This window comes from Apibacter sp. B2912, assembly GCF_009827835.1.
GTDB lineage: Bacteria > Bacteroidota > Bacteroidia > Flavobacteriales > Weeksellaceae > Apibacter.
The window spans coordinates 35,074-59,278 of sequence record NZ_WINV01000005.1 but is presented as its reverse complement, the minus strand read 5'-3'; the positions used below and the strand labels follow the sequence as shown (position 1 = coordinate 59,278).

The window sequence follows — 24,205 nt, the reverse complement described above, 5'->3', positions numbered from 1 at the left end:
ATGTTAGAAAAGTTAAATTATTTTCCAGTTAATTGGATTGATGGGATGAAGATAAACAAATCCCACTTCATAGCCATGCAAGATAATTTTGTTGATATGATGCGTGATGCCATTGGTAGTCATGTAACCCCCATAAGCTATGGTCTTCTACCGGTGCATAACACGATGGAATCAATAAAAATTTCTTTAATTATAGATAATCATAAATTATTGCGAGTAAAAATTGAAGAATGTCATGCAGTTACTCCTAACGGAGCAAGAATAGAAATTACCCCTTTAAATAATTCGATTGATATACAGATGCCTTATCCGGAAGCCGTATACAATTTAGATGAGGAACAAGAAATCATTTTATTAGCCAATATAGTGGTTAATCCGTTTGAACAAATACCTTTTGGAGTTTTAAATTCTGATGAAAACCCACCAAGGTATCCATATCTAACTCCTACTTATAAATTGCATTTAGTTCAAGAGGGACAAATATCAGAACAAACTTCTAACATTGGTTATCAGCTAACAGTTGGAAAAATTGTTGTAACTAAGGAGGAAACGTATTTACAACCGGGTTATATACCTCCGTGTACCTCAACGAATAGTCATAAAGAATTGATTGATGTACATACTCAAATTGATAAATTTATGGGGCAATTGGAATTATATGCAGTTCAAATAGCTCAAAAAATTAACAGGAAAAATCAAACAAATGAATTAGCTATTATGGTATTAAAGCTTTCGGAGTTGGTGATTACCTATTTGGGTAATGAAATCAATTCTTTAAGATGGCTTGGGTTGTATACTACACCGGCTTACATGTTGGATAAAGTAGTTCGATTAGCCAGAATCATGAAAAACTTTGTTGATGCCAGATCTGGAGCAGGTAAAGAAGAACTATTGAATTATTTGGCAGAATGGTGTGGATTATCACAAGGTGATTTTGAAGTTTTGTTTACGGATCTGGTTAATGCCGGCTACAATCATTCACAAGTTGATAAAACTATTAAAAAGGTAAATGTTTTTATGCGAACGCTAGATCAATTGTTTGCCGCATTAAATAGATTAGATTACATCGGAAAAAGAAATGATACCGGAATATTCATTAAAGAAAGATTGGAAAATAATCCAATTGAAAAAACAAAAAAAAGCAGATTTTTTGACGATTAAAAATTTATAATATGGAAGTATTAAATAAAAAAGATAGATGGATAGCTTTTCTACTTTTTATATCTTTATTTACTTTAACAATAATAATTATTGTTACATCAATATTCTTTAATTATCAGTTACCTTGGAGAGAAAATTATGAACTCAGGAAAGAAAATACTGCAATTATTAATGAATTTAGATATCAGGAAAAGTTTGAAAATCAAATGGAAATTTTGAAAAAATATATAGATTCCATTGACATGCCCAACCATGATATGTATTATTATCAACAAAAAGCCATTGATATGGTTATAAAAATGGAACAAAATATCCCGGGTAAAGATAGCGTACGAAGAGGTTTGTTATATAAGAATTTTTTGTTGACAAGTCGAGCCCTTATCGAATCTAAAAAGACTATAAAAACGTATGGAAAAAGTAAAGCAGAAATTGATACCTTACTTGCTAAGGTGGAAACTTATAGAAGACAGATACAAATTATTACTAGAGATTTAGAAGTATGTAGGCAATTATACAATAACAAATAGATATTTTAACAATAATTTAACATATTGTATCAGGATAAGATTACCTTATATAATTATCTTTGTGGTATAAATATATTTTATTAAATATTAATCATTAAATTTTTTTATTATGTCTTTTAAAGCAAAATTAGAAGTTGCTGGAAAGAAATATAACATTTTAAATGTTAATTATTCTTTAGCACAAGAAACAGACCCAACTGGTCGCCCTTCATCTCAAACAAGAGGAGGAAGAATTGAAGTAACTGTTGAATCAACAGGTGAATCTGATATCTTTGAATGGATGACCAATAGTTTTGAAAGAAAAGATGGTAAGGTAATCTTTGTAAAAAGAGATTCTGATGCCACTTTGAAAGAGTTGACATTTACTGATGGTTATGTGGTTAAGTATAGAGAAAACTTTGATGCATCTGGTACTAATCCATTAACCGAAACGTTTACTATTTCAGCGAAAGCTATTAAAATGGGAACAGGAGAACATATTAATGAATGGGTTTAAAATCCATACATTAATAACTTTCTTACAAAAAAAGGGAATTTTAAATTCCCTTTTATTTCTGTCTAATTTATGATAAATTTAATTCATTATTAAAAATATAATATTATGTCATCATTCTTAGCTAAATTGGAAATGGATGGTAATACTCATAATGTTCTTAAATGTAAATATAGTTTTAATCAAGGGGTAGATAGTACAGGTAAACCACAGGCAACTATCCGTGGGGGACAAATCTATTTAACGATAGAAAGTACAGGAGCACCCTATTTTGTTGATTGGATGTTATCCACAGAAAAAACAAAAGATGCAAAAATTATATTTTATCGTAGGGATGCCATGAGTAAACTACAAGAGGTAAAATTTGAAAAAGGATATTGCATTGAATTTTCAGAGGAGTTTGATTCTGTAAATAATGAACCAATGAAAATTAACCTTATAATAGTAGCAAAATCACTTTCTATAAGCAATGTGGCTTATGAAAATGTTTGGAAAATTGGATAATTAAGTATATCTATATAAAATCATAATTAAAAATTTTAAATTTTATGTAACTGAATTAAGGTTACAAATAAGGCGATTTTATCGCCTTTCTTGTTTAAAACATAAAATAATATCGTATAGAGATCATTGCTTAACTTTACTTAAAAATGTGATAAATTTCAAAAATTTAATTAAATGTTTTTCTTTTTTTCTTTTTTTTCTGATCCGGATTAATCGCTCTTTCCCGTTTTAATTTTAAATATTTATCAAACTGCTCAGTTGATAATACTTCTTTTAATTTAAAATCTATTTCCCTGTTGTTGTTTTCAATCAAAAAACGTATCTCTTGATTGTCAATACCGGTATCCATTACATTTTTTAGATATGTGGTTTTTTCTAATATGAATTCTTTAAGCTCTAATTTTTGAAAATCGTCAAGAATAAGGTCTTTATCTAACGTTGTGATTTGCTTTTCAGTAATTTCTTCTGGCTTAAAAGAATTATTATTTTGCGCATAGGAAATTGAAAAAGTAGCTACAGCTAAAAATATATGTAAATAGCTCTTAAATGATTTCATGTTTTAAAAATTATTGTTATAAAAATACTTAAAAAATCAGGTTAATTAACTTAATACAAAAAATTTTGAAACTTTTTTATATTTTAGTACTTAAATAAGATATTGTGCTTGATTTGTTCCAAATAAAAAAAAGATTAGCAGATTATTGCGTCTATCAGGATCGCAGTCATTATGAGGTTGAACAAAAATTGAAAGAATTAAGAACTTTGAATGAGGATGAGAGGGGGGAAATACTCATATGGTTGATACAAAATAATTTTTTGAATGAGGAAAGATTTTCCAAATCGTATGCAAGAGGAAAATTTTATCAAAAAAAATGGGGTAAGATTAAAATTATGCAAGGATTAAAGCAAAAGAGAATTCCAACTAATTTAATAGATAAAGGGATTGAAGAAATTAACGAGGAAGATTATAAATCAACTCTCATGGAGTTGACTGAAAAAAAATGGAATATTCTTAGGGAATCTGAAGTATATTTAAAAAAGAAAAAAATATATAATTATCTATTACAAAAAGGGTATGAATACAATTTAATCAACGAAATACTTAAGAATTATTAGTAGTATTGATTTATTAAATCTATAATCTCTTGAGCAGTTCTTACCCCGCTTTCTCTCCATTTTATTTCACCTCTTCTTATAATTATTAGGGTGGGTACTGACTGAATATGATATGCACTTGCCAATTTTTGATTTTTATCTATATCAATTTTAATAATTGTTGCTTTATCACCAATTTTTTCTTTAACCTCTTTCAATATTGGTGCTAACATTTTACAGGGTTGACACCACTCCGCGGAAAAATCAATTAATACAGTTTTATCTCCTTGAATTATTTCGGTAAAATTTGACATAAATATTCCATTTATTACTTATAGTATTACAAAAATTAAACCGTTGGGTAGATTATTACGATTTTTTATCGTTATTTATTTAATACAATTTAATTATTGAAAAGTCATTTTGATTTTTTTAGTTGAAGATTAAGATAATGTTATTAAAAGTAGTAAACTAAATTGTAGTGAGTAAAATTTATTGAATAAAATAAAGTTTTATCAATTAATGGGTATATCAAAAAAAAGTATAAATTCGTTAATTTATAAAATTGCTAAGTAGATCAATATTCATACTAATTACTATATGCTTGGGATTATTTATCCAGGCTCAGGATATTGATTGGAAAAATCCAAATTTCAAGTGTAAAAAAATTGTAATAAAGGACACCTTAGTAGTACTTGATTCTCTAAAGATTATACCTGAGCCGATTTCCATAAAGAATAAAAATAATGAAGAAATAAACTCCAAATTATACTTATACCATTCGCTACTAAATGCGATAAAAATTGATCCTTTATTGATAGGTCAGGAATTAAAAATTTGCTATTATCTATTTCCTGAAAAAAAAGAAAAATTAATTTATTCTAAAGATACGTCACTTATAGTGAGAATTAATAAGCCTGTAAAACTTTATGAAATAACTGAAAAAGTAAAGAAAAATAATGAATTTTTTCAAAATTTGAAAAGTTCAGGGACCTTAATTAGAGGAATCACTTTTGGAACCAATCAAAGTGCTTCCGTTCAGTCTTCATTGGATTTAGAGCTCTCCGGTCATTTAAGTAAAGATGTTATGATAAAAGCAGCTATATCAGATCATAATATACCTATACAAGCCGACGGATATACCCAACGATTGGATGAATTTGATAAAATCTATATTGAGCTGTCTAATAAAAATTCTTACTTAAGAGCGGGACATTTAGATTTGATTCAAGACCAAGATTATTTTGCCAATTTTACGAGAAAGATTACAGGTATGCAAATTGGAACACGAATAAAACGTACAAATTCATTTACCGATTTATATGCTTTAGGTTCACTTTCCAGAGGAGAATTTAATCGAATGAAATTTACCGGAATAGAAGGAAATCAAGGGCCTTATAAATTAAAAGGAAAACATGGAGAACTTTTTATAATTGTATTATCAGGGTCAGAAAAAGTTTATATGAACGGTGCGTTACTAAAAAGGGGCGAAGATCAAGATTATACGATCAATTATAATACGGGAGAACTTACTTTTACCTCTAAAACCTATATTTCTTCCAATAGTCGTATAGTAGTAGAATATATTTATAATACAACAACTTATACACGCTTTTTATTATATACGGGTGGAAAATATCAATCTGAAAAATTTACTTTTAGTGCCAATATATTTTCTGAAAATGATACCAAAGCTAGTAATCAAGAATTGACAGATAGACAAAAAGAAGTTTTACGTGAAGCAGGAAACGATATAGACCGAATGTATGCGCCGAATGCAGTATTAACCGAATATGATCCAAACAAAATCTTATATAAAAAAATAAATACAGGACAAGAATCAATTTATCAATATTCAACCGATAGCTCAGAAGAATTATATACACTTTCATTTACCTATATGGGGGCTAATAAAGGAAATTATAAAATTGTATCACTTCCTGTAAATGGTCGTGTATATGAGTATATTCCTCCAATTGACGGCATATTACAAGGGGAATATGAACCCGTAACCCAATTGATTCCACCTCAAAAAACACAAATAGTTTCAACTCATGCAGAATATAGGTTTAATAAAGGTAATTTGGGTGTTAATTTGGCACTAAGCGATCATGATGAAAATACGTTTTCGTGTATTGGAAATGGCAAAAATAAAGGTTTTGCAAGTAAAATATACTTATATAAAAATATGGATAAAAAATATTGGAAAAGTAATTTTAATTTATCCCATACTTTTATTCATAAAAACTTTCACATCTTAGAAAGAATTAATCAAGTTGAATTCGATAGGGATTTTAATATTTCACAAGAATTCAATGGCATAAATCAGAATCAATTAAGTCTGGGTTGGCAAAACAGACTATATGAAAAATGGAAGTTAAATTACACCTTGAATTATTTAGACGAAGAAAATTTTTATAAAGGATACAAAAATGATATACACCTGGGATATGCTACTAATAATACAGCCATATCTACAAAGGTTAGTTATTTATATTCCAAACAACAAGATAGTATTCATTCTAATTTTATAAAGCATATTTCGGAAGTTAATCAACAAATAGGAAAGGTGAAAGTAGGAATCGGTTTAAAAGGAGAAACCAATAAAGTTAAAAACAATTTACTGTCAAAATATACCTCATCCAGTTTTAACTGGAATGAAATATATGCAACCTTACTCACAGATAGCGCAAAAATTTTTACTCAATTAAAAATTTATGCCAGAACAGATGATTCCGTACGTATTGGTATACTGAAAAATTTTACCACTTCCTATGGAACGATCATAAACAATCAATTGATACAAACTCAAAATCATAATTTAAAAATTGATTTGCATTATCGTAAAGTGCATTACAGTAAAGCTATATATACAAATCAAAAAGATGAAAATTACTTATTAGGATCTATTCATTGGAATAAAATTTTACTTAAAAGCGGATTAGTCTTAAATTCTGAATATGAGTTGTCGAGTGGTCAGGAAGCTCAAAGAGAATTTAAATATGTAAAAGTGACGGATGGAAAAGGCATTTATAAATGGACGGATTATAATGGGAACGGAATAGAGGAAATTGATGAGTTTGAAGTGGCAGAATTCAGTGATCAAGCACAATATATACGAGTTTATACAGACAATGTAAACTATTTAAAATCAAATAATAATAAATTACTGTTTACCATACATGTACATCCCTCTCGGTTTCTTAATTCCGACTGGTGGAAAAGAATAACCTTACAATCTGCTTTTCAATCGATTTCATCTTACAAGAAAAATAATAAAACCGTTGAACTTGATCCGTTTTCCAATAAAAATCTCTTGACTCAGACACAGAATATGACTACAAATTTATCATTTAATCGAATCAGTGTACACAAATGGACGGGAGCTTTTCAATTCATGGAAAATAACTCTACACAATTTATATTTACCGGAAAAGACAAAAGAAATAGTGTCAATTTTCAAGCTTTAGTAAATTATAAACCATGGGATTTATGGGTTTTTTCTCTTCAAAATAATTTTATCACAGATAAAAGTAGATCTCAACTTTTTGTTACCAAACGATTTACCATTGAAACAACAGCTTTTCATCCTTCATTAACCTATGAAATTCAAAAAAATATCAGCCTTAAAGCCCTACTAAAGTATCAACATAAAAAAAACAAATTAGGAAATGAAAGGTTAGAATGGAAACAAGCCGGATTTGAATGCCATTGGAATGATGAGAAAAGAACCTCTCTTACCGGCACTTTTTCATATATAAAAAATGAATTAAAAGGAAATAATTTTTCCTTGGTATCCAGTCAGATGATGGAAGGACTACTAAGTGGAAAAAATATGATATGGAAAGCATATCTTCAACGGGAGCTTAGCTCTGTTTTTACATTGAATATTATATATGATGGTCGCAAAAGTGAAGATTCAAAAACCATACATACGGGAAGTGTTCAGATAAAAGCTTCATTTTAATAATTAAATCTTAATTTGAGGAGTAAAAAATATTAACAGTTACCAAATAATTTAAAAAATGGTTATGATTTATAATTAATGATGTTTCTTATAAAAAATATTAATTACTTATAAATTTAATTATCACTATATCAAAACGATTAAATAGATCAAACATTTTTAAAAAAAATGAATTTTATAAAAAACTAAAATTAAGATAAAATCAATCAATTATATCTGTGAAATTTATTACATTTGGTTCATAAACTAAATAATTCTAACATAAAGCTTATCATGAAAAAACTGATTTGGATTTTTTTTGTTCTTGCCCTAGTAGCCAATGCTCAAGTTAAGAATCCTATCCAGTGGAAATCGGAAATAAAACATGAAAAAGATAATATCTATGAAGCCGTATTCACTGCAATTTTAGAATCGGGGTGGCATGTATATTCCAAAGATATAAAGGTTGAAAATGCAATTCCAACTTCATTTTCATACCCCGAAAATTCTTCTATAAAACTAATTGGTCCAACTAAAGAAATTGGTAAAAAAATTGAAGAATATTCCGATGTATTTGAAGGAACTTTGATTTATTATTCCAATAAAGTTGAATATAGGCAACGAGTTGAGGTTTTAGGTTCTAAACCGGTTGTATTTGAAGCAGATGTTGAATATCAGATATGCAATGATAAAGTATGTTTAGCACCTGATGAAGAAACCTTTTCTTTCAAATTGATTCCTAAGTCAATAAATCAAGATAAGTCAACGGTCTTACTTAAAGACACGATTAAGCAATTGACTCAACCGAATCCAAAAATAGATTCTGTTCCTTCAACTCCAATAAAAGATTCCGTTCAACCCATAAAAACAATTACAGAAAGCAATAAAAATCAGATCATTATACCCGGCTTTAATATAGCTGAACCCATAAATAAAGATTGCGGAGATAGGATAATTAAAAAAGAAGGTTATATATGGATTTTTACATTTGGTTTTTTAGGAGGATTGGTAGCTTTGCTAACCCCATGTGTATATCCTATGATTCCATTAACCATATCCTATTTTACCAAACATGCTAAAAGTAAAAAAGAAGGCAAGAAAGATGCCTTGATTTACGCTTTTTTCATAGTGTTAATTTTCGTATTATTCACACTGCCCTTTCATCTTATAAGTGGCATAAATCCGGATATTTTTAATCAGATTGCCACCAATGTTTGGTTGAATTTAATCTTTTTTGTGATTTTTATACTGTTTGCTTTTAGTTTTTTTGGATATTACGATATAACGTTACCCGGATGGATGGCTAATAAATCTGATAAAGCTTCCGAATCGGGAGGTATAATAGGTCTTTTTTTCATGGCTTTAACCCTGGTAATCGTTTCATTCTCATGCACCGGTCCTGTTTTAGGAAGCATACTGGCGAATGCAATTCAAAACCCGAATCAGTTGACCGTAGCATTTGGAGGATGTGGATTAGCTTGGGCACTAGTGTTTGGAATATTTGCATTGTTTCCTCAATTTTTACATACGATACCTAAATCAGGAGGATGGATGAATACCGTTAAAGTTGTTTTAGGTTTTTTAGAATTGGCATTAGCGTTCAAGTTTTTATCAAAAGCAGATTTAGTAGCTAAAACTTTCTTGTTAAAAAGAGAAATTTTTATCGCGATCTGGATCCTTATTTGTATTTCAATTGTATTATACTTATTAGGTGTAATTAAATTTCCTCACGATAATAAAAAAGTAAAATTCAATGTAGGAAGAATAATCTGGGCTTGTCTCTTTGGCTTGATTGGGGGTTATATGATCCCCGGATTGTTTCCTTCAGAAAAGCCTAATCTAAAATTGCTTAGTGGACTTACTCCACCTATGCAAATTAGCATATATCCAAACAACCAAAAAAATGGTGTTTTAGGATTGAACATCTTTCATGACTATGAGAAAGCAAGGGAAATAGCAAAAAAGGAAAATAAACCCATACTCATTGATTTTACTGGTTATGGATGTGAAAATTGCCGAAAAATGGAAGAATATGTGTGGAGTGAACCGGATATTTGGAACATCTTACACGATAAATTCATAATTTCATCTTTATACGTTGATGATTCTGAAGAATTGCCTAATAATGAGCAACAAACCCTTCATTTAAAAGATGGAAGAAAAAGAAAAATTAAAACAATAGGAAATAAATGGTCTACTTTTCAAAGAGAGAACTTTAATTCCAATTCTCAACCATTCTATGTATTAGTGACGCCGGATAATAGAATTTTGAATTTTCCGGTTGCAGGTTATATGGATAAAGAAGAATTCAAAAATTTTCTACTATGTGGATATACTACTTATTATGAGCTAAATTAAGAATTCAAAAAGGAAAAATTTTTATTTAAAATATAATTAGTTAACTAATTGAATGCATAAATTATGAAAAAAAAATTAGTTGTTTTAACAGGAGCTGGGATGAGCGTAGAAAGTGGATTAAGCACATTCAGAGATTCTGGAGGATTATGGGAAAATTATAATGTGCAAGAAGTTGCTTCTATTGAGGGATGGTATAAAAACCCGGAATTAGTGCAGAATTTTTATAATATGCGCAGAGCCGAGTTGCAAAAACATGACCCGAATCGGGGGCATCATTTGCTGAAAGAATTGGAATCCATTTTTGATATTTCAATTATAACTCAAAATGTTGACAACTTTCACGAAAGAGCTCAATCAACACATATACTTCATTTACACGGTGAACTGACAAAAGTAAGAAGCGAAACTAATGAATCACTTATTTATGATACGTTACAAGATGTTCATATGGGGGACTTAGCAGAAGATGGTGGGCAATTACGTCCTCATATAGTATGGTTTGGAGAAATGGTTCCTGAAATGGAAAATGCCATTGAAATAACTCAAAATGCCGATATTTTTTTAGTCATTGGAAGTTCTCTTCAAGTATATCCGGCTGCATCTTTACTTGATTTTGTTCCGGTTACCTCAAAAATATTTGTCATAGATCCTAAACCGTTCCGAACCTCATTACGCAAGGATATCATATTCATACAAAAAGGAGCATCCGAAGGATTGGAATATTTTAAAGAGCATTATGCGAACGCTTTATAAAATAAATAATAAGGCATTATAAAAAAATAGAGAATCAGTATTTTAACTATATTATACAAAACTAATTAAAACTTTTAACGGAAATAAAAGAATAAAAACTATGATATAATTTTTTATATTTGAAAAAATAATAAAGTATATACTATGAATATTATTCTTTTTGATGGGAAAGAGTATTCCGATCTTTTACCCTTAACGTTTACGCGACCGGTAGCAGAATTAAGGATGGGAATATTAACATTTGCGGAAAGATGGAAACTTATTTTCCAAACGGAAAAAATCTCTTATCTAACTCAAGGATATCTTTCAGAAAAATATACTCTTCAAAATGAAGAAGAAAATGTATTTATAAATCCCGCCTATTTTCCAAATCAAGATTTTATTTTCCAATTAAAAAATTTAAAATTCGGAGAAGCTTTTTATTATCAGGAAGAGCTGGTAGCAGCAAAAACTACTCTTGAAAATTTTCAATTAAATAAATTTGTCAAAAAATTGGATATAACATTTGAAAGCTTTCATATACAATATCCTTGGGATTTGTTTACTTATAATTCAGATGCCATTACTTATGATTTCCAATTAATTACACAAGGCAGAAAATCATGTACCTTATCAAATACCGTTAGAATCATAGGAGATCCTTCACAACTGTTTGTTGAAGAAGGTGCTGTAGCCGAATATGCAATACTCAATACTAAAGAAGGACCTATTTATTTAGGTAAAAATTCTGAAATTATGGAAGGAGCAATGATTCGAGGTTCCTTTGCCTTAGGTACGGGTTCTAAAATAAATATGGGAGCCAAAGTTTATGGCGGAACAACAGTCGGACCGTATTCCAAAGTAGGAGGAGAAGTAAATAATATTATAATCTTAGGATATTCAAATAAAGGACATGACGGATTTGTAGGAAATTCGGTAATAGGTGAATGGTGTAATTTGGGAGCTGATACCAACTCCTCAAACTTAAAAAATAATTATGCAGAAGTTAAGCTTTGGAATTATACAAAACAAAAGTTTATTAAGTCAGGATTACAATTTGCAGGGATGATCATGGGGGATCATTCTAAATCAGCTATTAATACACAATTTAATACCGGCACGGTAGTAGGGGTTTCGGCCAATATATTTACTTCCGGTTTTCCACCTAATATTATAAAATCTTTTTCATGGGGCGGTAAGTCAGAAAGTCCTAATTTTAAATTGGAACAAGCATTTGAAGTTGCAGAAAAGACTATGAAAAGAAGAGGAATTGAATTATCTGAACAGGATAAGAAAATTATAGAATATATCTATAACAATTACAAATAATTTATACGGATTTTCTAATAAAGTATGGTATAAATTTTTAATCAATTTGTATATGTTAAATTTCATTCAGTTAAATTTTTTGTAAGAAAAAAAAATTATAAATTTGCCCCTTGAATTAATTATATAAATTAATAATAAGATAGGATGGCTGGAACTTATAATAATGTTCTTGAGTTAATTAACAATACGCCGTTAGTTCGCTTAAACAGAGTAACAGAAGGAATGAAAGGTTCTTTTTTTGCAAAATTAGAATGCTATAATCCCGGACACTCAACTAAAGACAGAATTGCGCTTCATATTATTGAAAATGCTGAAAAACAAGGTTTATTAAAGCCAGGAGCAACTATAGTTGAAACAACTTCAGGAAATACAGGTTTTTCCATAGCTATGGTAAGTATCGTAAAAGGCTATAAATGTATAGTAGCAGTTAGCGATAAAACAAAACCTGAAAAAATCTCTTTTCTTAGAGCAATGGGAGCTAAAGTTTATTTATGTCCGGCTAATGTTCCGGCAGATGATCCCAGATCCTATTATGAAGTTGCCAAAAGAATAGCAGCAAATACCCCTAATTCCTTATATATTAATCAATATTTTAATAAAGAAAACACAAAATCTCATTATTTAAGTACAGGACCTGAAATTTGGGAGCAAACGCAAGGGAAAATTACCCATCTTATTGGATGTACAGGAACCGGAGGAACACTTACGGGAGCTGCACAGTTTCTCAAAGAAAAAAATCCTGATATTAAAGTAATAGGAGTGGATGCAGTAGGTTCGGTATTAAAAAAATATTTTGAAACAGGAGAATTAGACCGTAACGAGATCAAACCTTATCAAATTGAAGGTTTAGGTAAAAATTTAATCCCGGGTGCTTTAGATTTTTCTGTTATCGATCAATACGTTAAAGTATCAGATGAGCCCAGTGCCTATGCTACCAGAGAATTAGCTCTAAAAGAAGGAATGATGGTAGGATATACCAGTGGAGCAAGCTTAACAGCAGCACGTACAATAGCAGATACTTTTAGTGATAACTCATTGGCTGTTTTAATTTTTCCGGATCACGGTTCCAGATATATGACTAAAGTTTTCAGTGATGAATGGATGTCATCTCAAGGTTTTGTTAACAGCAAATTGAATGGGTTAGAATCTCACGCTACTGTAGAAAAAATATAACTAACTTTGGTTAAATTGTAACAATGGATATTTTTGAAAGAATAAAAAATAATCCCGGTCCACTTGCTAAATATGCGGACTATGGGGAAGGAGAATATATATTTCCTGTTCTAGAAGGAGAAATCAGCCCAAGAATGAAATTTAAGGGTAATGACATGATCATCTGGAGCATTAATGATTATTTAGGATTGGCTAATCATCCTGAAGTACGAAAAGCAGATGCAGATGCAGCAGCTCAATATGGTATGGCTTATCCAATGGGAGCGAGAGCCATGTCGGGTCAGACTCATTACCACGAAGAATTGGAAAAACAATTGGCTAATTTTGCAAATAAAGAATCAGCTTATTTATTAAATTTTGGATACCAGGGAATGTTATCGATTATAGATACATTGGTTTCCAAAAATGATGTAATCGTTTACGATGTAGATAGCCATGCTTGTATAGTTGATGGAGTAAGACTTCATTTTGGAAAAAGATTTACCTATCAGCACAACGATATAGAAAGCTTGGAAAAAAATCTGAAAAGAGCGGAAAAAAATGCAGCAGAATCAGGAGGTGGTGTTTTAGTTATCACCGAGGGAGTTTTCGGAATGAGAGGAGAGCAAGGTAAATTAAAAGAAATTGTAGAACTGAAAAAGAAATACAATTTTAGATTATTAGTTGATGACGCTCACGGATTCGGTACACTTGGTAAAACAGGAGCAGGAGCAGGAGAAGAGCAGGGCTGCCAGGACGGTATAGATGTTTATTTTTCAACATTTGCAAAATCTATGGCCGGAATTGGTGCATTTGTAGCTTCTAATAAAGAAATAATCAGATATTTAAAATACAATTTAAGATCTCAAATTTTCGCTAAATCTTTGCCGATGCCTATGGTGATTGGTGCGTTAAAAAGATTGGAATTGTTACGAAGCAAACCCGAACTTAAAGATAAACTATGGCATAATGTAAAGAAACTTCAAGAAGGATTAAAAGCCAGAGGATTTGATATCGGTAAAACCAATACTTGTGTAACTCCTGTATATATGCAGGGAGATCCTATTGAGGCTACTTTATTAATTAAAGATATTCGTGAAAATTATAAAATTTTTACCAGTGTTGTAGTATATCCGGTTATTCCTAAAGGAATGATACTTTTACGTTTAATACCAACGGCTTCACATACAGATGAAGAAATTGATAAAACCTTGGATGCTTTCGAAGCTGTTAGAGACAAGCTGGTTGGAGGTGTTTATAAACAACAAATGACAGATTTAAATTTAAATATTTAATCTTTTTGTCTAAATAAAAAAATAAAAACCTGATTATTTAAAATAATCAGGTTTTTTTATGCGATAAGTTTTCAATTTATTTTTAAGTATTCAAATTATTAATCAAAAGGTGAAAGTTTAAAAAAAACTCTTTTAATTTGAATAACTATCTATTTTAATTATTCTTTATTTTTAGAATCTATGAGAATGGTTACCGGACCATCATTGAGTAAAGAAACTTTCATATCTGCACCGAATATCCCGGATTGGACAGGCTTTGATAATATATTGGATAATTGATCTTTAAATTTTTCATACATAGTATTGGCAAATTCTTGTTTTGCGGCTTTTATATAACTCGGCCTATTACCTTTTTTTGTGGAAGCATGAAGGGTAAATTGGCTTACTAATAAAATATCCCCTCCAATATCCAAAATTGATTTATTCATTATTTCATTTTCATCATTAAATATTCGAAGGTTACAAATTTTATTAGATAACCAATCTATATCTTCCCGGTTGTCTGCTTCCTCAATACCTAAAAGTATCAACAAACCATGATCAATTTGGCCAACTATTTTATTATCAACTTTCACGGAAGATTCTAAAACTCTTTGGATAACCACTCGCATAAAATTAAATCTTAAAATTATAAATCATTTAAAATTTTAGTAATTTCACTCAAATTAGGAGCTATAATAATGTCAACCCTTCTATTAGCTGCTTTTCCGGTAGCTGTGGAATTACTGGCTAGAGGAGCATATTCACTTTTACCGGAAGCGGTCATTTGCTTAGGCGAAACTCCTTCGGATTGAAGAATTTTAGTTATGGCGGTTGCACGCATTACGGATAAATCCCAATTGTCTTTAATGCTTCCGCTACCGGCATATTTATCGGAATCTGTATGTCCTTGAATAATTATATTTAAATTTTTATCTTTAGATAAAACTTCGGAAAGGTCGTGAAGCGCTTTTATACCTTCCGTTTCCACCGTCCAACTTGCTGATGGAAACAGAAGTTTATTCTCCATGGAAACGTAAATATTTCCATCTTTTTCTTCAACAGTTATTCCTTTTCCTGAATAATTTTTTAAAGCGATTTGAAGTTTGTTTTTTAATTTGGAAACCGATTCTTTTTGTTGAGAAATTAAGTTTTCCAACTCATTAATTCTTTTAATTTTTTCTTGTAGCTGACCTTGGGTTTGCTCTAATTCATTTAATATTTTTTTTCTGGATTGTTCCGTAGTTTGAACTTGATCAGCTATTTGTGCGTTTTTGGCTTTAAGATCTTCCATATCTTTAAGTCGTGTAGCATATTCAATTTGAAGATCTGAATATTCAGCATCCAGCTGTGCTTTCTTTTTAGCTAGGGCGTCTTGTTGTTCTTGTAATGATGAATATTGGTCGGATAAAGATTTTAATTCGTTTTCTTTTTCTTGAATTGCTTTTTGACTTTTTCTTTCTCCTTGCAATGAAGCATAATATTTTTTTTCCAATTCATCGTATCTGGATTGAGGTACACACGATGCGGCGAGAATTACAAGAGAAATAATACAAGTTGCTTTTTTCATAATTAGATAATTTAATTAAAGATTTTGTGTTTGATTTAGGTCGAAATCAATACCTACCGGAGCGTGGTCGGAGTGTACTGCTTGAGTTAAAATATAAGCTCTTTGCAAATGTTTTACCAAAGGCTTGGTAACCAAAGTGTAATCGATGCGCCATCCTTTATTATTGCTTCTGGCTGTTTTTACACGGTATGTCCACCACGAATATTGATTGGGTTCATGATTAAAAACCCGTAAAGTATCTACCAAATTACATTGTTCAAAGAAACGATCCATCCATTCTCTTTCTTCAGGAAGAAAACCGGAAACTTTAGCATTTCGAACCGGATCATTGATGTCAATGGCTTTATGACAAATATTTATATCGCCATTTATAATAAGGTTTTTAAACTCTTTTTCTAATTTTTTAATATAATTTAATAAATATTCGCAAAATTTCATTTTAAAACCTAAACGAGAAATATTGGTTGCAGAGGGAACATAAACACTTAAAACTGAAAAGTTTTCAAAATTTGCTTGTAATACTCTTCCTTCTTGATCGTATTCTTGCTCATCACAACCATATTTCACTGAAACCGGTTTTTCTTTAGATAAAATTGCTACTCCGCTATATCCCTTTTTTTCTGCCGGAAACCAGTAGGAATGATAACCCAAACTTTCAAATACTGTTGAGTCGAATTGATCAGTGTGTGCTTTTATTTCTTGCAAGCAAAGTATATCAGGATTGGCAGATTTCAACCAATCAAGTAAGCCTTTATTTAATGCGGCTCTTATTCCGTTAACGTTGTAACTCAATAGTTTCATTTTACAAAAGTACTGTTTTTTATATTTCAGATTTTTATAAAAAAACGTTTTACTTGTTAATAATAAATTAAAAAAGAAATGTTTTTTAAATCACTAGTTTATAGTATAAAGTAACTACATAACAAGTTAGAAGTTTACAAATGGCTAATAAGTAGAGATAGAAAAATATTTTAAAATTTGATATTTTATTTTAAAATGATGTATTCAAGACTAAGTACTCATTGAGTAATAATAAAATATGATATAATTCAGCTTTATTTAAATAGTATTATAATATAAATTTGTATTTTATATAAAATAAAATTACTATGAATTCTTTATATTTATCTGTATTAAATTTTATAAGTTCTCTGTTTTTATAGGTTGTATCTGATCAGGAAATTTAAATTTAAAAATTTCTATTAATGAGAGTAATTTAATTAGTAATCATTTATGAAATGTATTTATAAAACTAAGGATAACGATATAAATGTGCTTGTATGAAGATTAATATTTTATTAGTTTTATTCTTTCAGTTCTTCCTAAGTTTTTCTCAAAAAGTTCATATTAAAGGAGAAATAAAATTTGAAAAAGGTAATTCCGGTCATTTAGCTGAAGTAATTCTGGCAAATCGAGATTCGATGGTAGGAAAAGTTATAGTCAAAGAAGAAGGTAGATTTTGTTTTGATCATTTGTCTTTAGGAAATTATAACTTGATCATTAAAGAGTCGGGGGAAGTTTTATATGCTCAAAGCTTGGAACTTAAAGAAGATACTGATTTAGGTATACTATCTATACGAACGCCTAACGAATTACAGGAGATATTAGTTACCGGAAAAAAAAGGTTAATTGAAAAGAAAGTTGACCGAACGATTTATAATATTGAAAATTCAATAGGATCCGCCGGAACAGATGTTTTAGATATTTTACACCTTATGCCGGGAATAGAGGTACGAAATAATCAATTATTTCTTACAGGTAAAAGTTCGGTAAAAGTGATGATTGATGATAAAATCCTTTACTTGAATGGTGATGATTTATTTAATTATTTAAAAAGTATTCCTTCTGACCAGGTAAAGACTATTGAAGTTATAACTACGCCTCCCTCACAATATGATGCAGAAGGTAACTCAGGTCTCATAAATATAAATTTAAAAAAAATCAAAAAAGATTTTTGGGCTTCTAACCTTACGTCTTCATATAAACAAGGGTATTACGCATCAGGTAATTTTGGGGCAAACTTTACTTACAGTAAAAATAAAATAAACTTAGGGCTATCATCTAATTACTCGAACGGCAAATACAAAAATTTAAAAAAAAGTAAGGTGTATTATCCCGAGCAATTATGGGATGAAAAGGAAACAGGTAAAAATTATCAAAATACACTCAGTTCAAAATTTTTGTTAGATTATCAATTAACTTCTAAATGGAATTCAGGAATACAATATTTGCTCAATTATTCAGAACCGCATTCTCGATATAAGGATATAACAAATTTCCATACATATGAAAATAAATTGGATTCATTACTCAGGACTAAAAGCTATGAAAATTCTACAAAAAGATTGAATTCACTTAATTGGTATTCACATTTTACCATTGATAGTTTAGGTAAAATAATAAAATTGAATTTTGATTATTTTAACTACAATACTGAGAAAAAATACAATTATTTAACCCAATCATATGGAGTTCACAACGATCTAATTACGCGTTATTTTCCAATTGAAAATAAGGGATCGCTAGATATTAATAATTATAGCGGCCGGGTTGATATTGATTACCCCCTTTCTTTTATAAACTTACAATACGGGGCTAAAATATCTTTTACGAAAACGAAAAGCAGTTTAAGGAATTATCTGACAAAAGGTGAGAGTGTAATTGAAAAAACGCATCAAGATGACTTTATATATAAAGAAAATTCGCAAGCTCTTTATGTCTCAGCCAGTAAAGAAATGAAAAAATGGGATATTCAACTAGGGATTAGAATGGAAAATACGCAAACTCGTGGAAATTCCATTTCACTTAATGAACATAATAAAAATAATTATTTGAAATTTTTTCCAACCTTATATATACTTTATAAAGCAAACGAGAATAATTCTTATTCTTTTACCTATTCCAGAAGAATTGACCGGCCGGATTACAATTCCGTTAATCCGTTCAGGAATTATTCTAATCCCTATCAATATTCTGAAGGGAATCCTTTTCTAAAACCTGTAATTAATAACAGTATTGAGTTATCTTATTATTATAAAGACATTATACAAACCATTTTACAATTTATGATTCAAAAAGATAACTTTAACGATGTTACCTATTTGGATAAAGATAGTTATATACAAGCAACAAAAGTGGAGAATTATTTTGATAATTACGGAGTAGGCATCATTCAATCTTTTACCTATACTAAATTGAATTGGTTGCAAAGTAATCTAATGTTAGTCGGGGGATATCTATATTTAAAATCTAAAATATATCCGATCACGGATAAATCTCAAGAAGGATTTATGGGTAGAATACAAGCTAATAATACATTTATCCTTAATAAAAGTAAGACACTGTCAGCAGACTTGATAATTTCTTATTACCCGCGCAGTCAAGGAGCTTTAAGTACCAATTATTCATTAACACAAATGGATATGTTTTTTAAAGCTCAATTGTTGGATAAAAAAATGCAATTATCCTTACAGGTTACTAATCTATTTAATGCAGATCAATTTAGAAATAAAAGCACCAATAACGGTATAAATGCTAAATATAGAGGGTATTATGAATCTCCTTCAATACGAATATCACTAAGCTATAAATTAGGAAGTTCAACAGTAAAAGAAAAAAATATTGAGGGAAGTAATACAGAAGATCAGAATAGAATTAAATAAAAAATACAGATTGCAATCGTTGTCCATAAATGAGTCAAGACACAAAAAGGTTACTCTAAAATTTATAATAATTATTCAAATATGAAAACAACAAAAAAAGTTGACGTTAAAAAATTTGAAACATTACAAACGTCAGGAGAAGTTTTAAAAGGAGGTTTTTCAAAATCATTAACTGCAGTTGATGCTAAGGATGTAATGGGTGGATGTATGAATGTAGGAATTTGTATAAATAAATGTACGGGTCCGGGTAGATGGAAATGTTAACAATCTTGCTTTAGCCTTACAGAGTATTGTTAGCAGCAATACTCTGTTATGGACTATAAAATAAGTCTAAAAAATTGTTAGGTGTATTTTATAAAGCTTTATTGATATGTTTGGGTGAGTAAAACAGATGTATTGTTAATAATCGCATAGTTATATTAAAATATTAGAGTCAAAGTTAAACAAAACTAATTTTTGCCTATGAGCACTTGGTTTATATTCAAATGAATTATCATGACTTCTTATGTCTTATTAAAATATTAATCTATCAATCATTTTTTATAAATATATAACGAATAATAAGATTTACTATAACGATCATCTAAATGTAAATACAATATAATATAAGTATAAAATAAGTATAAAGCAAATAAATGGATTTTATTTTTTAAAATTTAATAGAAGAGAACTTAATAAATTAAATAAATATAATGGAAATACATTCTATGAAATATAGTCATTATAATGTATGCTTACCATATGGAGAGCAATATGTTTTATATAATACCCTTGAGCAACGATTACTTTTTATACAATCTGAACTTAAAGAATTAATGGAAATGAATAAAACATCAGAGCTAAAAGAGATCCATCCGGAGTTTTTCAATTATATGGTAGAAGAAAAATTTATTATTAATGATGAAATAGATGAGCTGGATGAAATAAAAAAAATAAGTAAAGGCATTGATGAAGATAATTCATTGTTTTTATTAACTATCAATCCAACTATGAATTGCAATTTTAAATGTTGGTATTGTTATGAAAATCTGGTAAGAAGTTCAAGGTTAGATGAAAATGGACTTTCTAAAATCAAAAGGTTGATAGATACCATTACCAATAATAAGGATTTAAAAAATATGAATATCTCATTTTTTGGAGGAGAACCTTTATTATATTTTAATAAAAATGTAATTCCTATAATTAATTATTATTTAGAAAGATGTGCAGAGAAAAATATAAATGCATATACATCTTTCACTACTAATGGATATTTAGCAAATCAAGAATTTATAAATTTTTTCTTGGATAAAAACGTCCGATGCAATTTACAAATCACCTTAGATGGTCATAAAGAAGAACATAATAAAGTGCGCTATATAAGTCAAAATAAGGGTTCTTATGATAAAATTGTTTCAAATATAAAAAACTTGATAAAGAATAAATTCTATGTGAATGTTAGAATAAATTTCACTGATTCAAATATTTTTAATGCAAACAAAATTTATGACGATTTTGAAGACGTCGAAGAAGATATTAAAACTCAATTTTTAAAATTCGATTTTCATAGAGTATGGCAAAATAAAAAAATAGATCAGACACAAGATATTGCTGATAAAGAAATGAATCAAATAAATAGCAAAGGGGGGAAAACCTCGTGCCATGAATATAGCCCGGATACCCTTCGAAATTCATGCTATGCAGATAAAAAAAATAGTGTTGTTATCAATTATAATGGAGATATATTTAAATGCACGGCCCGTGATTTCTCAACTAAAAATAGGGAAGGATATTTAACGGAAAACGGAGAATTATTTTGGGAAAATGACTCGTTAAATAAACGAATGAATTCAAAGTTTAAGAATCGCCCATGCTTAGAATGTAAAATTTTACCTTTATGTAATGGGGGATGTTCTCAAACTGCCTTGGAAAGTCTGGCCGCTAATAGAGAGTATTGTGTGTATTCATGGGATGAGACAGAAAAAGAAAAGGTTATAAGAAATAAAATAAGTGAAATTTTAGAGAATGCGAATAAATAAAAGGCATCGTTTACAATTTTATAATCAACTCGAAAGCAGCGATTGCGGAGCAGCCTGTCTAGCCATGATCATGAGCTATTTTGGCAAAAAAACTTCACTTAATTATATTAAATCTTTTTTTGAATTTACTCGTATTGGAGTATCTGTAAAAGATCTCGTGGATGTCTCCGAAAAATTAGGATTAACAGCCCATGCGTTAAAATTAACTGTTGAAGAATTAGATGAAATTCCCACGCCTTATATTTTATATTGGAAACAAAGTCATTTTGTAGTTTTAGAAAAAATAGTTAAAAAGAAAAATCAAGTTTATTATCATTTAGCAGATCCCGGTTATGGTAAGGTAGTACTAGATAGAGAATCTTTTATAACTGAGTGGAAAGAAAACAATACTAAGGGGATCGTTTTATTTTTAGAACCTTCTGAAAATTTTTGCTCTATAAAAATTGATAGTGTAAAAAATAAAAGTTTGTTTCAATCCAGTATAATAAAATATACATATGAATTTTTAAAAAATCATAAACGTAACTATTTCCTTGCTATATTTTTAGTTTTCATAGGATTAGTGACGAATTGGTTCATTCCTTTTACTTTTCAGAACATTATTGATTTAGGAATTTCTTCAAAATCATTACGAGTAGTTTATTATCTTTTATTAGCGCAATTTATTTTGTTCATCTCTAATTTTGCCTCAGACTTTTTTAGTCAAATTGTGCTAACTAAGCTAAACTTCATATTAAGTATTGAATTACGGAAAACATTACTTTTAAAAATATTACGTTTACCCATAGTTTTCTTTGACACTCAAATAAATACGGAAATTCTACAACGATTGGAAGATCAGCAAACCATTCAACGGTTTTTTACTTGGAAAGGGGTTACTTTACTATTGAGTTTTTTAAATGTGGTTGTTTTTAGCTGTGTATTGGCATATTTTAGCATAACCATATTTTGTGTATATCTGGTGTTGTCAATAATTTCAGTATTGTGGTTTTCTATTTTTTTTAATAAACGAAATATAATTGAATATGCATCATTTTTAAAAAGATCAGAAAACAGCAATAATATATACGAATTCATAATGAATATGCCTGAGATAAAAATTAATAATGCTCAGGAAAAAATTATTGATCGAATTATTTCTACTCAAGATAAATTAAACCGATTGGAAATTAAATCGTTACTTTTAAATACCTATCAGCTTTTTGGAGTAGATACACTTTCCAAATTAAAAGAAATTATTGCCATAGCATTTTGTGCAACATTTATCATAGAGGACCAAATGTCTTTGGGAACTTTAATGGGAATATCCTATGTCATAGGACAACTTTCAACACCATTACAAAATTTAATTATGTTTCTTCGTGATACACAAGATACCATTATTGCCAATAAAAGAATTGAACTAATCTATGAAATACCTGATGAAGATTCTCAAAATAAAAAGCACATAAAAAATTGCGTTATTCATAATATTTATATTGATCATGTGTCCTTTAAATATCCGGGAACCCATAATCCCTTTATACTAAAGGATATACATATGGTAATACCTAAAAACTCCATAACGGCCATTGTCGGCGCTAGTGGAAGTGGTAAAACAACTCTGTTGAAATTATTATTGTCGTACTATCCTATAAAAAAAGGAGGAATATATTTAGATACCTGTTCCATGAATGATATAAATGCCGAAGAATGGAGAGAGCGATGTGGAACAGTGCTTCAAAATGGAACCATCTTTAGTGATACCATTGCAAGTAATATTTCCATGTCCGGAAAAAGCTATGATGTAGACAAACTTAGAAAAGCAGCAAAAATAGCGGGAATACAAGATTTTATAGAAAACTTACCGATGCATTATTTCACTCGTGTCGGGAATGCAGGGATAGAATTATCGGGCGGACAAAAACAAAGAATCCTTATAGCGAGGGCTGTTTATAAAAATCCTGAATACTTATTTTTTGATGAAGCTACTTCTGCTTTAGATTCTGAAAATGAAAGGATTATTCATGCCAATTTACAAGAATTTTTTAAAGGTAAAACCGTGATAATTATTGCCCATCGATTATCAACAGTTAAAAATGCAGATCAGATAATAGTTTTAAAAAACGGTCAAATAGTAGAAACAGGAAATCATAGCCAATTAGTAAAATTAAGGTCAAATTACTATAATTTGGTTAAAAATCAATTGGAATTGGGCACATAATCCTAAATTAATTCAATCCTTCCAAATTCTCAATTACCGATGAAAAACTAATTTCTTCAATAATTTTATAAAGAGGTCTAGTTCTTTTATACTATATAAATATCATAGATAATTCAAAAAATTATATCAATCGACTAAAAAAATAAACATTAAGTTTATAATAAATTAAAATTATAAAAAA

General features: G+C 29.4%; 20 protein-coding genes. 15 read left to right on the top strand and 5 right to left on the bottom strand.

Annotation, left to right across the window (positions count from 1 at the left end):
- From GFV01_RS08595 to tssD (GFV01_RS08580), 4 genes are all read left to right on the top strand, one after another.
- Entirely contained in the window at positions 1 to 1,161 is a 1,161-nt protein-coding gene (locus GFV01_RS08595) for a hypothetical protein (protein WP_160566525.1), read from the top strand.
- Positions 1,162 to 1,172: 11 nt separating this feature from the next.
- On the top strand, positions 1,173 to 1,688 hold the full coding sequence (tssO, locus tag GFV01_RS08590) for a type VI secretion system TssO (protein ID WP_160557350.1): 516 nt from the start codon (positions 1,173 to 1,175) through the stop codon (positions 1,686 to 1,688).
- A 109-nt stretch (positions 1,689 to 1,797) separates the two neighbouring features.
- Positions 1,798 to 2,184 carry a type VI secretion system tube protein TssD gene (gene tssD, locus GFV01_RS08585; protein WP_160557349.1) on the top strand — a complete coding sequence of 129 codons (387 nt, stop codon included), beginning with the start codon at positions 1,798 to 1,800 and terminating at the stop codon, positions 2,182 to 2,184.
- A gap of 105 nt (positions 2,185 to 2,289) precedes the next feature.
- Positions 2,290 to 2,685 carry a type VI secretion system tube protein TssD gene (gene tssD / locus GFV01_RS08580; RefSeq protein WP_160566522.1) on the top strand — a complete coding sequence of 132 codons (396 nt, stop codon included), beginning with the start codon at positions 2,290 to 2,292 and terminating at the stop codon, positions 2,683 to 2,685.
- 166 nt (positions 2,686 to 2,851) lie between these two features.
- Here the strand turns inward: tssD (GFV01_RS08580) and GFV01_RS08575 are convergent, their stop codons facing one another.
- Positions 2,852 to 3,241 (bottom strand): hypothetical protein, encoded by a 390-nt coding sequence (locus tag GFV01_RS08575; RefSeq protein ID WP_160566519.1) that lies wholly within the window; start codon positions 3,239 to 3,241, stop codon positions 2,852 to 2,854.
- A gap of 104 nt (positions 3,242 to 3,345) precedes the next feature.
- Between GFV01_RS08575 and GFV01_RS08570 the strand changes: the two genes are divergently transcribed.
- The gene (locus GFV01_RS08570; protein ID WP_370513740.1) at positions 3,346 to 3,801 is read left to right on the top strand and encodes a regulatory protein RecX; all 456 of its coding nucleotides are present in this window, start codon (positions 3,346 to 3,348) and stop codon (positions 3,799 to 3,801) included.
- On the opposite strand, the gene trxA is transcribed toward GFV01_RS08570, so the two are convergent.
- On the bottom strand, positions 3,798 to 4,094 hold the full coding sequence (gene trxA, locus GFV01_RS08565) for a thioredoxin (protein WP_160566516.1): 297 nt from the start codon (positions 4,092 to 4,094) through the stop codon (positions 3,798 to 3,800). The two genes, GFV01_RS08570 and trxA, sit on opposite strands and share 4 nt — an antisense overlap.
- A 290-nt stretch (positions 4,095 to 4,384) precedes the next feature.
- Here trxA and GFV01_RS08560 point away from each other — a divergent pair, with 290 nt between their 5' ends.
- From GFV01_RS08560 to GFV01_RS08535, 6 genes are all read left to right on the top strand, one after another.
- On the top strand, positions 4,385 to 7,747 hold the full coding sequence (locus tag GFV01_RS08560; protein ID WP_160566513.1) for a hypothetical protein: 3,363 nt from the start codon (positions 4,385 to 4,387) through the stop codon (positions 7,745 to 7,747).
- Positions 7,748 to 8,020: 273 nt separating this feature from the next.
- Positions 8,021 to 10,084: a cytochrome c biogenesis protein CcdA gene (locus GFV01_RS08555; protein ID WP_160566510.1), complete on the top strand. Its 2,064-nt coding sequence runs from the start codon at positions 8,021 to 8,023 to the stop codon at positions 10,082 to 10,084.
- 63 nt (positions 10,085 to 10,147) lie between these two features.
- Complete coding sequence (locus GFV01_RS08550; RefSeq protein ID WP_160566507.1) at positions 10,148 to 10,837, top strand: Sir2 family NAD-dependent protein deacetylase; 690 nt, start codon at positions 10,148 to 10,150, stop codon at positions 10,835 to 10,837.
- 144 nt (positions 10,838 to 10,981) lie between these two features.
- The gene (locus GFV01_RS08545) at positions 10,982 to 12,145 is read left to right on the top strand and encodes a GlmU family protein (protein WP_160566505.1); all 1,164 of its coding nucleotides are present in this window, start codon (positions 10,982 to 10,984) and stop codon (positions 12,143 to 12,145) included.
- Between the two features lie 144 nt (positions 12,146 to 12,289).
- The gene (locus GFV01_RS08540) at positions 12,290 to 13,318 is read left to right on the top strand and encodes a PLP-dependent cysteine synthase family protein (RefSeq protein ID WP_160566502.1); all 1,029 of its coding nucleotides are present in this window, start codon (positions 12,290 to 12,292) and stop codon (positions 13,316 to 13,318) included.
- 23 nt (positions 13,319 to 13,341) lie between these two features.
- Entirely contained in the window at positions 13,342 to 14,592 is a 1,251-nt protein-coding gene (locus tag GFV01_RS08535) for a pyridoxal phosphate-dependent aminotransferase family protein (RefSeq protein WP_105297230.1), read from the top strand.
- A 158-nt stretch (positions 14,593 to 14,750) separates the two neighbouring features.
- Here the strand turns inward: GFV01_RS08535 and dtd are convergent, their stop codons facing one another.
- The 3 genes from dtd to GFV01_RS08520 are packed head-to-tail and all read right to left on the bottom strand — an operon-like array spanning position 14,751 to position 16,942.
- The gene (gene dtd / locus GFV01_RS08530; RefSeq protein WP_105297229.1) at positions 14,751 to 15,203 is read right to left on the bottom strand and encodes a D-aminoacyl-tRNA deacylase; all 453 of its coding nucleotides are present in this window, start codon (positions 15,201 to 15,203) and stop codon (positions 14,751 to 14,753) included.
- Between the two features lie 17 nt (positions 15,204 to 15,220).
- Positions 15,221 to 16,141 (bottom strand): OmpA family protein, encoded by a 921-nt coding sequence (locus GFV01_RS08525; RefSeq protein WP_160557339.1) that lies wholly within the window; start codon positions 16,139 to 16,141, stop codon positions 15,221 to 15,223.
- Between the two features lie 15 nt (positions 16,142 to 16,156).
- Positions 16,157 to 16,942: an exodeoxyribonuclease III gene (locus GFV01_RS08520; RefSeq protein WP_160566499.1), complete on the bottom strand. Its 786-nt coding sequence runs from the start codon at positions 16,940 to 16,942 to the stop codon at positions 16,157 to 16,159.
- Positions 16,943 to 17,421: 479 nt separating this feature from the next.
- On the opposite strand from GFV01_RS08520, the gene GFV01_RS08515 reads away from it, so the two are divergent.
- From GFV01_RS08515 to GFV01_RS08500, 4 genes are all read left to right on the top strand, one after another.
- The gene (locus GFV01_RS08515) at positions 17,422 to 19,803 is read left to right on the top strand and encodes an outer membrane beta-barrel family protein (RefSeq protein ID WP_160566496.1); all 2,382 of its coding nucleotides are present in this window, start codon (positions 17,422 to 17,424) and stop codon (positions 19,801 to 19,803) included.
- Between the two features lie 81 nt (positions 19,804 to 19,884).
- A complete protein-coding gene (locus GFV01_RS08510; RefSeq protein ID WP_160557336.1) occupies positions 19,885 to 20,067 on the top strand; it encodes a hypothetical protein in 183 nt (60 codons plus the stop codon).
- A 428-nt stretch (positions 20,068 to 20,495) separates the two neighbouring features.
- On the top strand, positions 20,496 to 21,821 hold the full coding sequence (locus GFV01_RS08505; protein ID WP_160566492.1) for a radical SAM/SPASM domain-containing protein: 1,326 nt from the start codon (positions 20,496 to 20,498) through the stop codon (positions 21,819 to 21,821).
- The gene (locus GFV01_RS08500) at positions 21,808 to 24,024 is read left to right on the top strand and encodes a peptidase domain-containing ABC transporter (protein ID WP_160566489.1); all 2,217 of its coding nucleotides are present in this window, start codon (positions 21,808 to 21,810) and stop codon (positions 24,022 to 24,024) included. Before GFV01_RS08505 ends, GFV01_RS08500 begins: the two co-directional genes overlap by 14 nt.
- Positions 24,025 to 24,205 lie beyond the last annotated feature (181 nt).

What these genes read in the sequence shown, in the direction of transcription:
- GFV01_RS08595 (WP_160566525.1), top strand. Translation starts at nt 1, where the DNA reads ATGTTAGAAAAGTTAAATTATTTTCCAGTTAATTGGATTGATGGGATG.
- tssO (WP_160557350.1), top strand. Translation starts at nt 1,173, where the DNA reads ATGGAAGTATTAAATAAAAAAGATAGATGGATAGCTTTTCTACTTTTT.
- tssD (WP_160557349.1), top strand. Translation starts at nt 1,798, where the DNA reads ATGTCTTTTAAAGCAAAATTAGAAGTTGCTGGAAAGAAATATAACATT.
- tssD (WP_160566522.1), top strand. Translation starts at nt 2,290, where the DNA reads ATGTCATCATTCTTAGCTAAATTGGAAATGGATGGTAATACTCATAAT.
- GFV01_RS08575 (WP_160566519.1), bottom strand. Translation starts at nt 3,241, where the DNA reads ATGAAATCATTTAAGAGCTATTTACATATATTTTTAGCTGTAGCTACT.
- trxA (WP_160566516.1), bottom strand. Translation starts at nt 4,094, where the DNA reads ATGTCAAATTTTACCGAAATAATTCAAGGAGATAAAACTGTATTAATT.
- GFV01_RS08555 (WP_160566510.1), top strand. Translation starts at nt 8,021, where the DNA reads ATGAAAAAACTGATTTGGATTTTTTTTGTTCTTGCCCTAGTAGCCAAT.
- GFV01_RS08550 (WP_160566507.1), top strand. Translation starts at nt 10,148, where the DNA reads ATGAAAAAAAAATTAGTTGTTTTAACAGGAGCTGGGATGAGCGTAGAA.
- GFV01_RS08545 (WP_160566505.1), top strand. Translation starts at nt 10,982, where the DNA reads ATGAATATTATTCTTTTTGATGGGAAAGAGTATTCCGATCTTTTACCC.
- GFV01_RS08540 (WP_160566502.1), top strand. Translation starts at nt 12,290, where the DNA reads ATGGCTGGAACTTATAATAATGTTCTTGAGTTAATTAACAATACGCCG.
- GFV01_RS08535 (WP_105297230.1), top strand. Translation starts at nt 13,342, where the DNA reads ATGGATATTTTTGAAAGAATAAAAAATAATCCCGGTCCACTTGCTAAA.
- dtd (WP_105297229.1), bottom strand. Translation starts at nt 15,203, where the DNA reads ATGCGAGTGGTTATCCAAAGAGTTTTAGAATCTTCCGTGAAAGTTGAT.
- GFV01_RS08525 (WP_160557339.1), bottom strand. Translation starts at nt 16,141, where the DNA reads ATGAAAAAAGCAACTTGTATTATTTCTCTTGTAATTCTCGCCGCATCG.
- GFV01_RS08520 (WP_160566499.1), bottom strand. Translation starts at nt 16,942, where the DNA reads ATGAAACTATTGAGTTACAACGTTAACGGAATAAGAGCCGCATTAAAT.
- GFV01_RS08515 (WP_160566496.1), top strand. Translation starts at nt 17,422, where the DNA reads ATGAAGATTAATATTTTATTAGTTTTATTCTTTCAGTTCTTCCTAAGT.
- GFV01_RS08510 (WP_160557336.1), top strand. Translation starts at nt 19,885, where the DNA reads ATGAAAACAACAAAAAAAGTTGACGTTAAAAAATTTGAAACATTACAA.
- GFV01_RS08505 (WP_160566492.1), top strand. Translation starts at nt 20,496, where the DNA reads ATGGAAATACATTCTATGAAATATAGTCATTATAATGTATGCTTACCA.
- GFV01_RS08500 (WP_160566489.1), top strand. Translation starts at nt 21,808, where the DNA reads ATGCGAATAAATAAAAGGCATCGTTTACAATTTTATAATCAACTCGAA.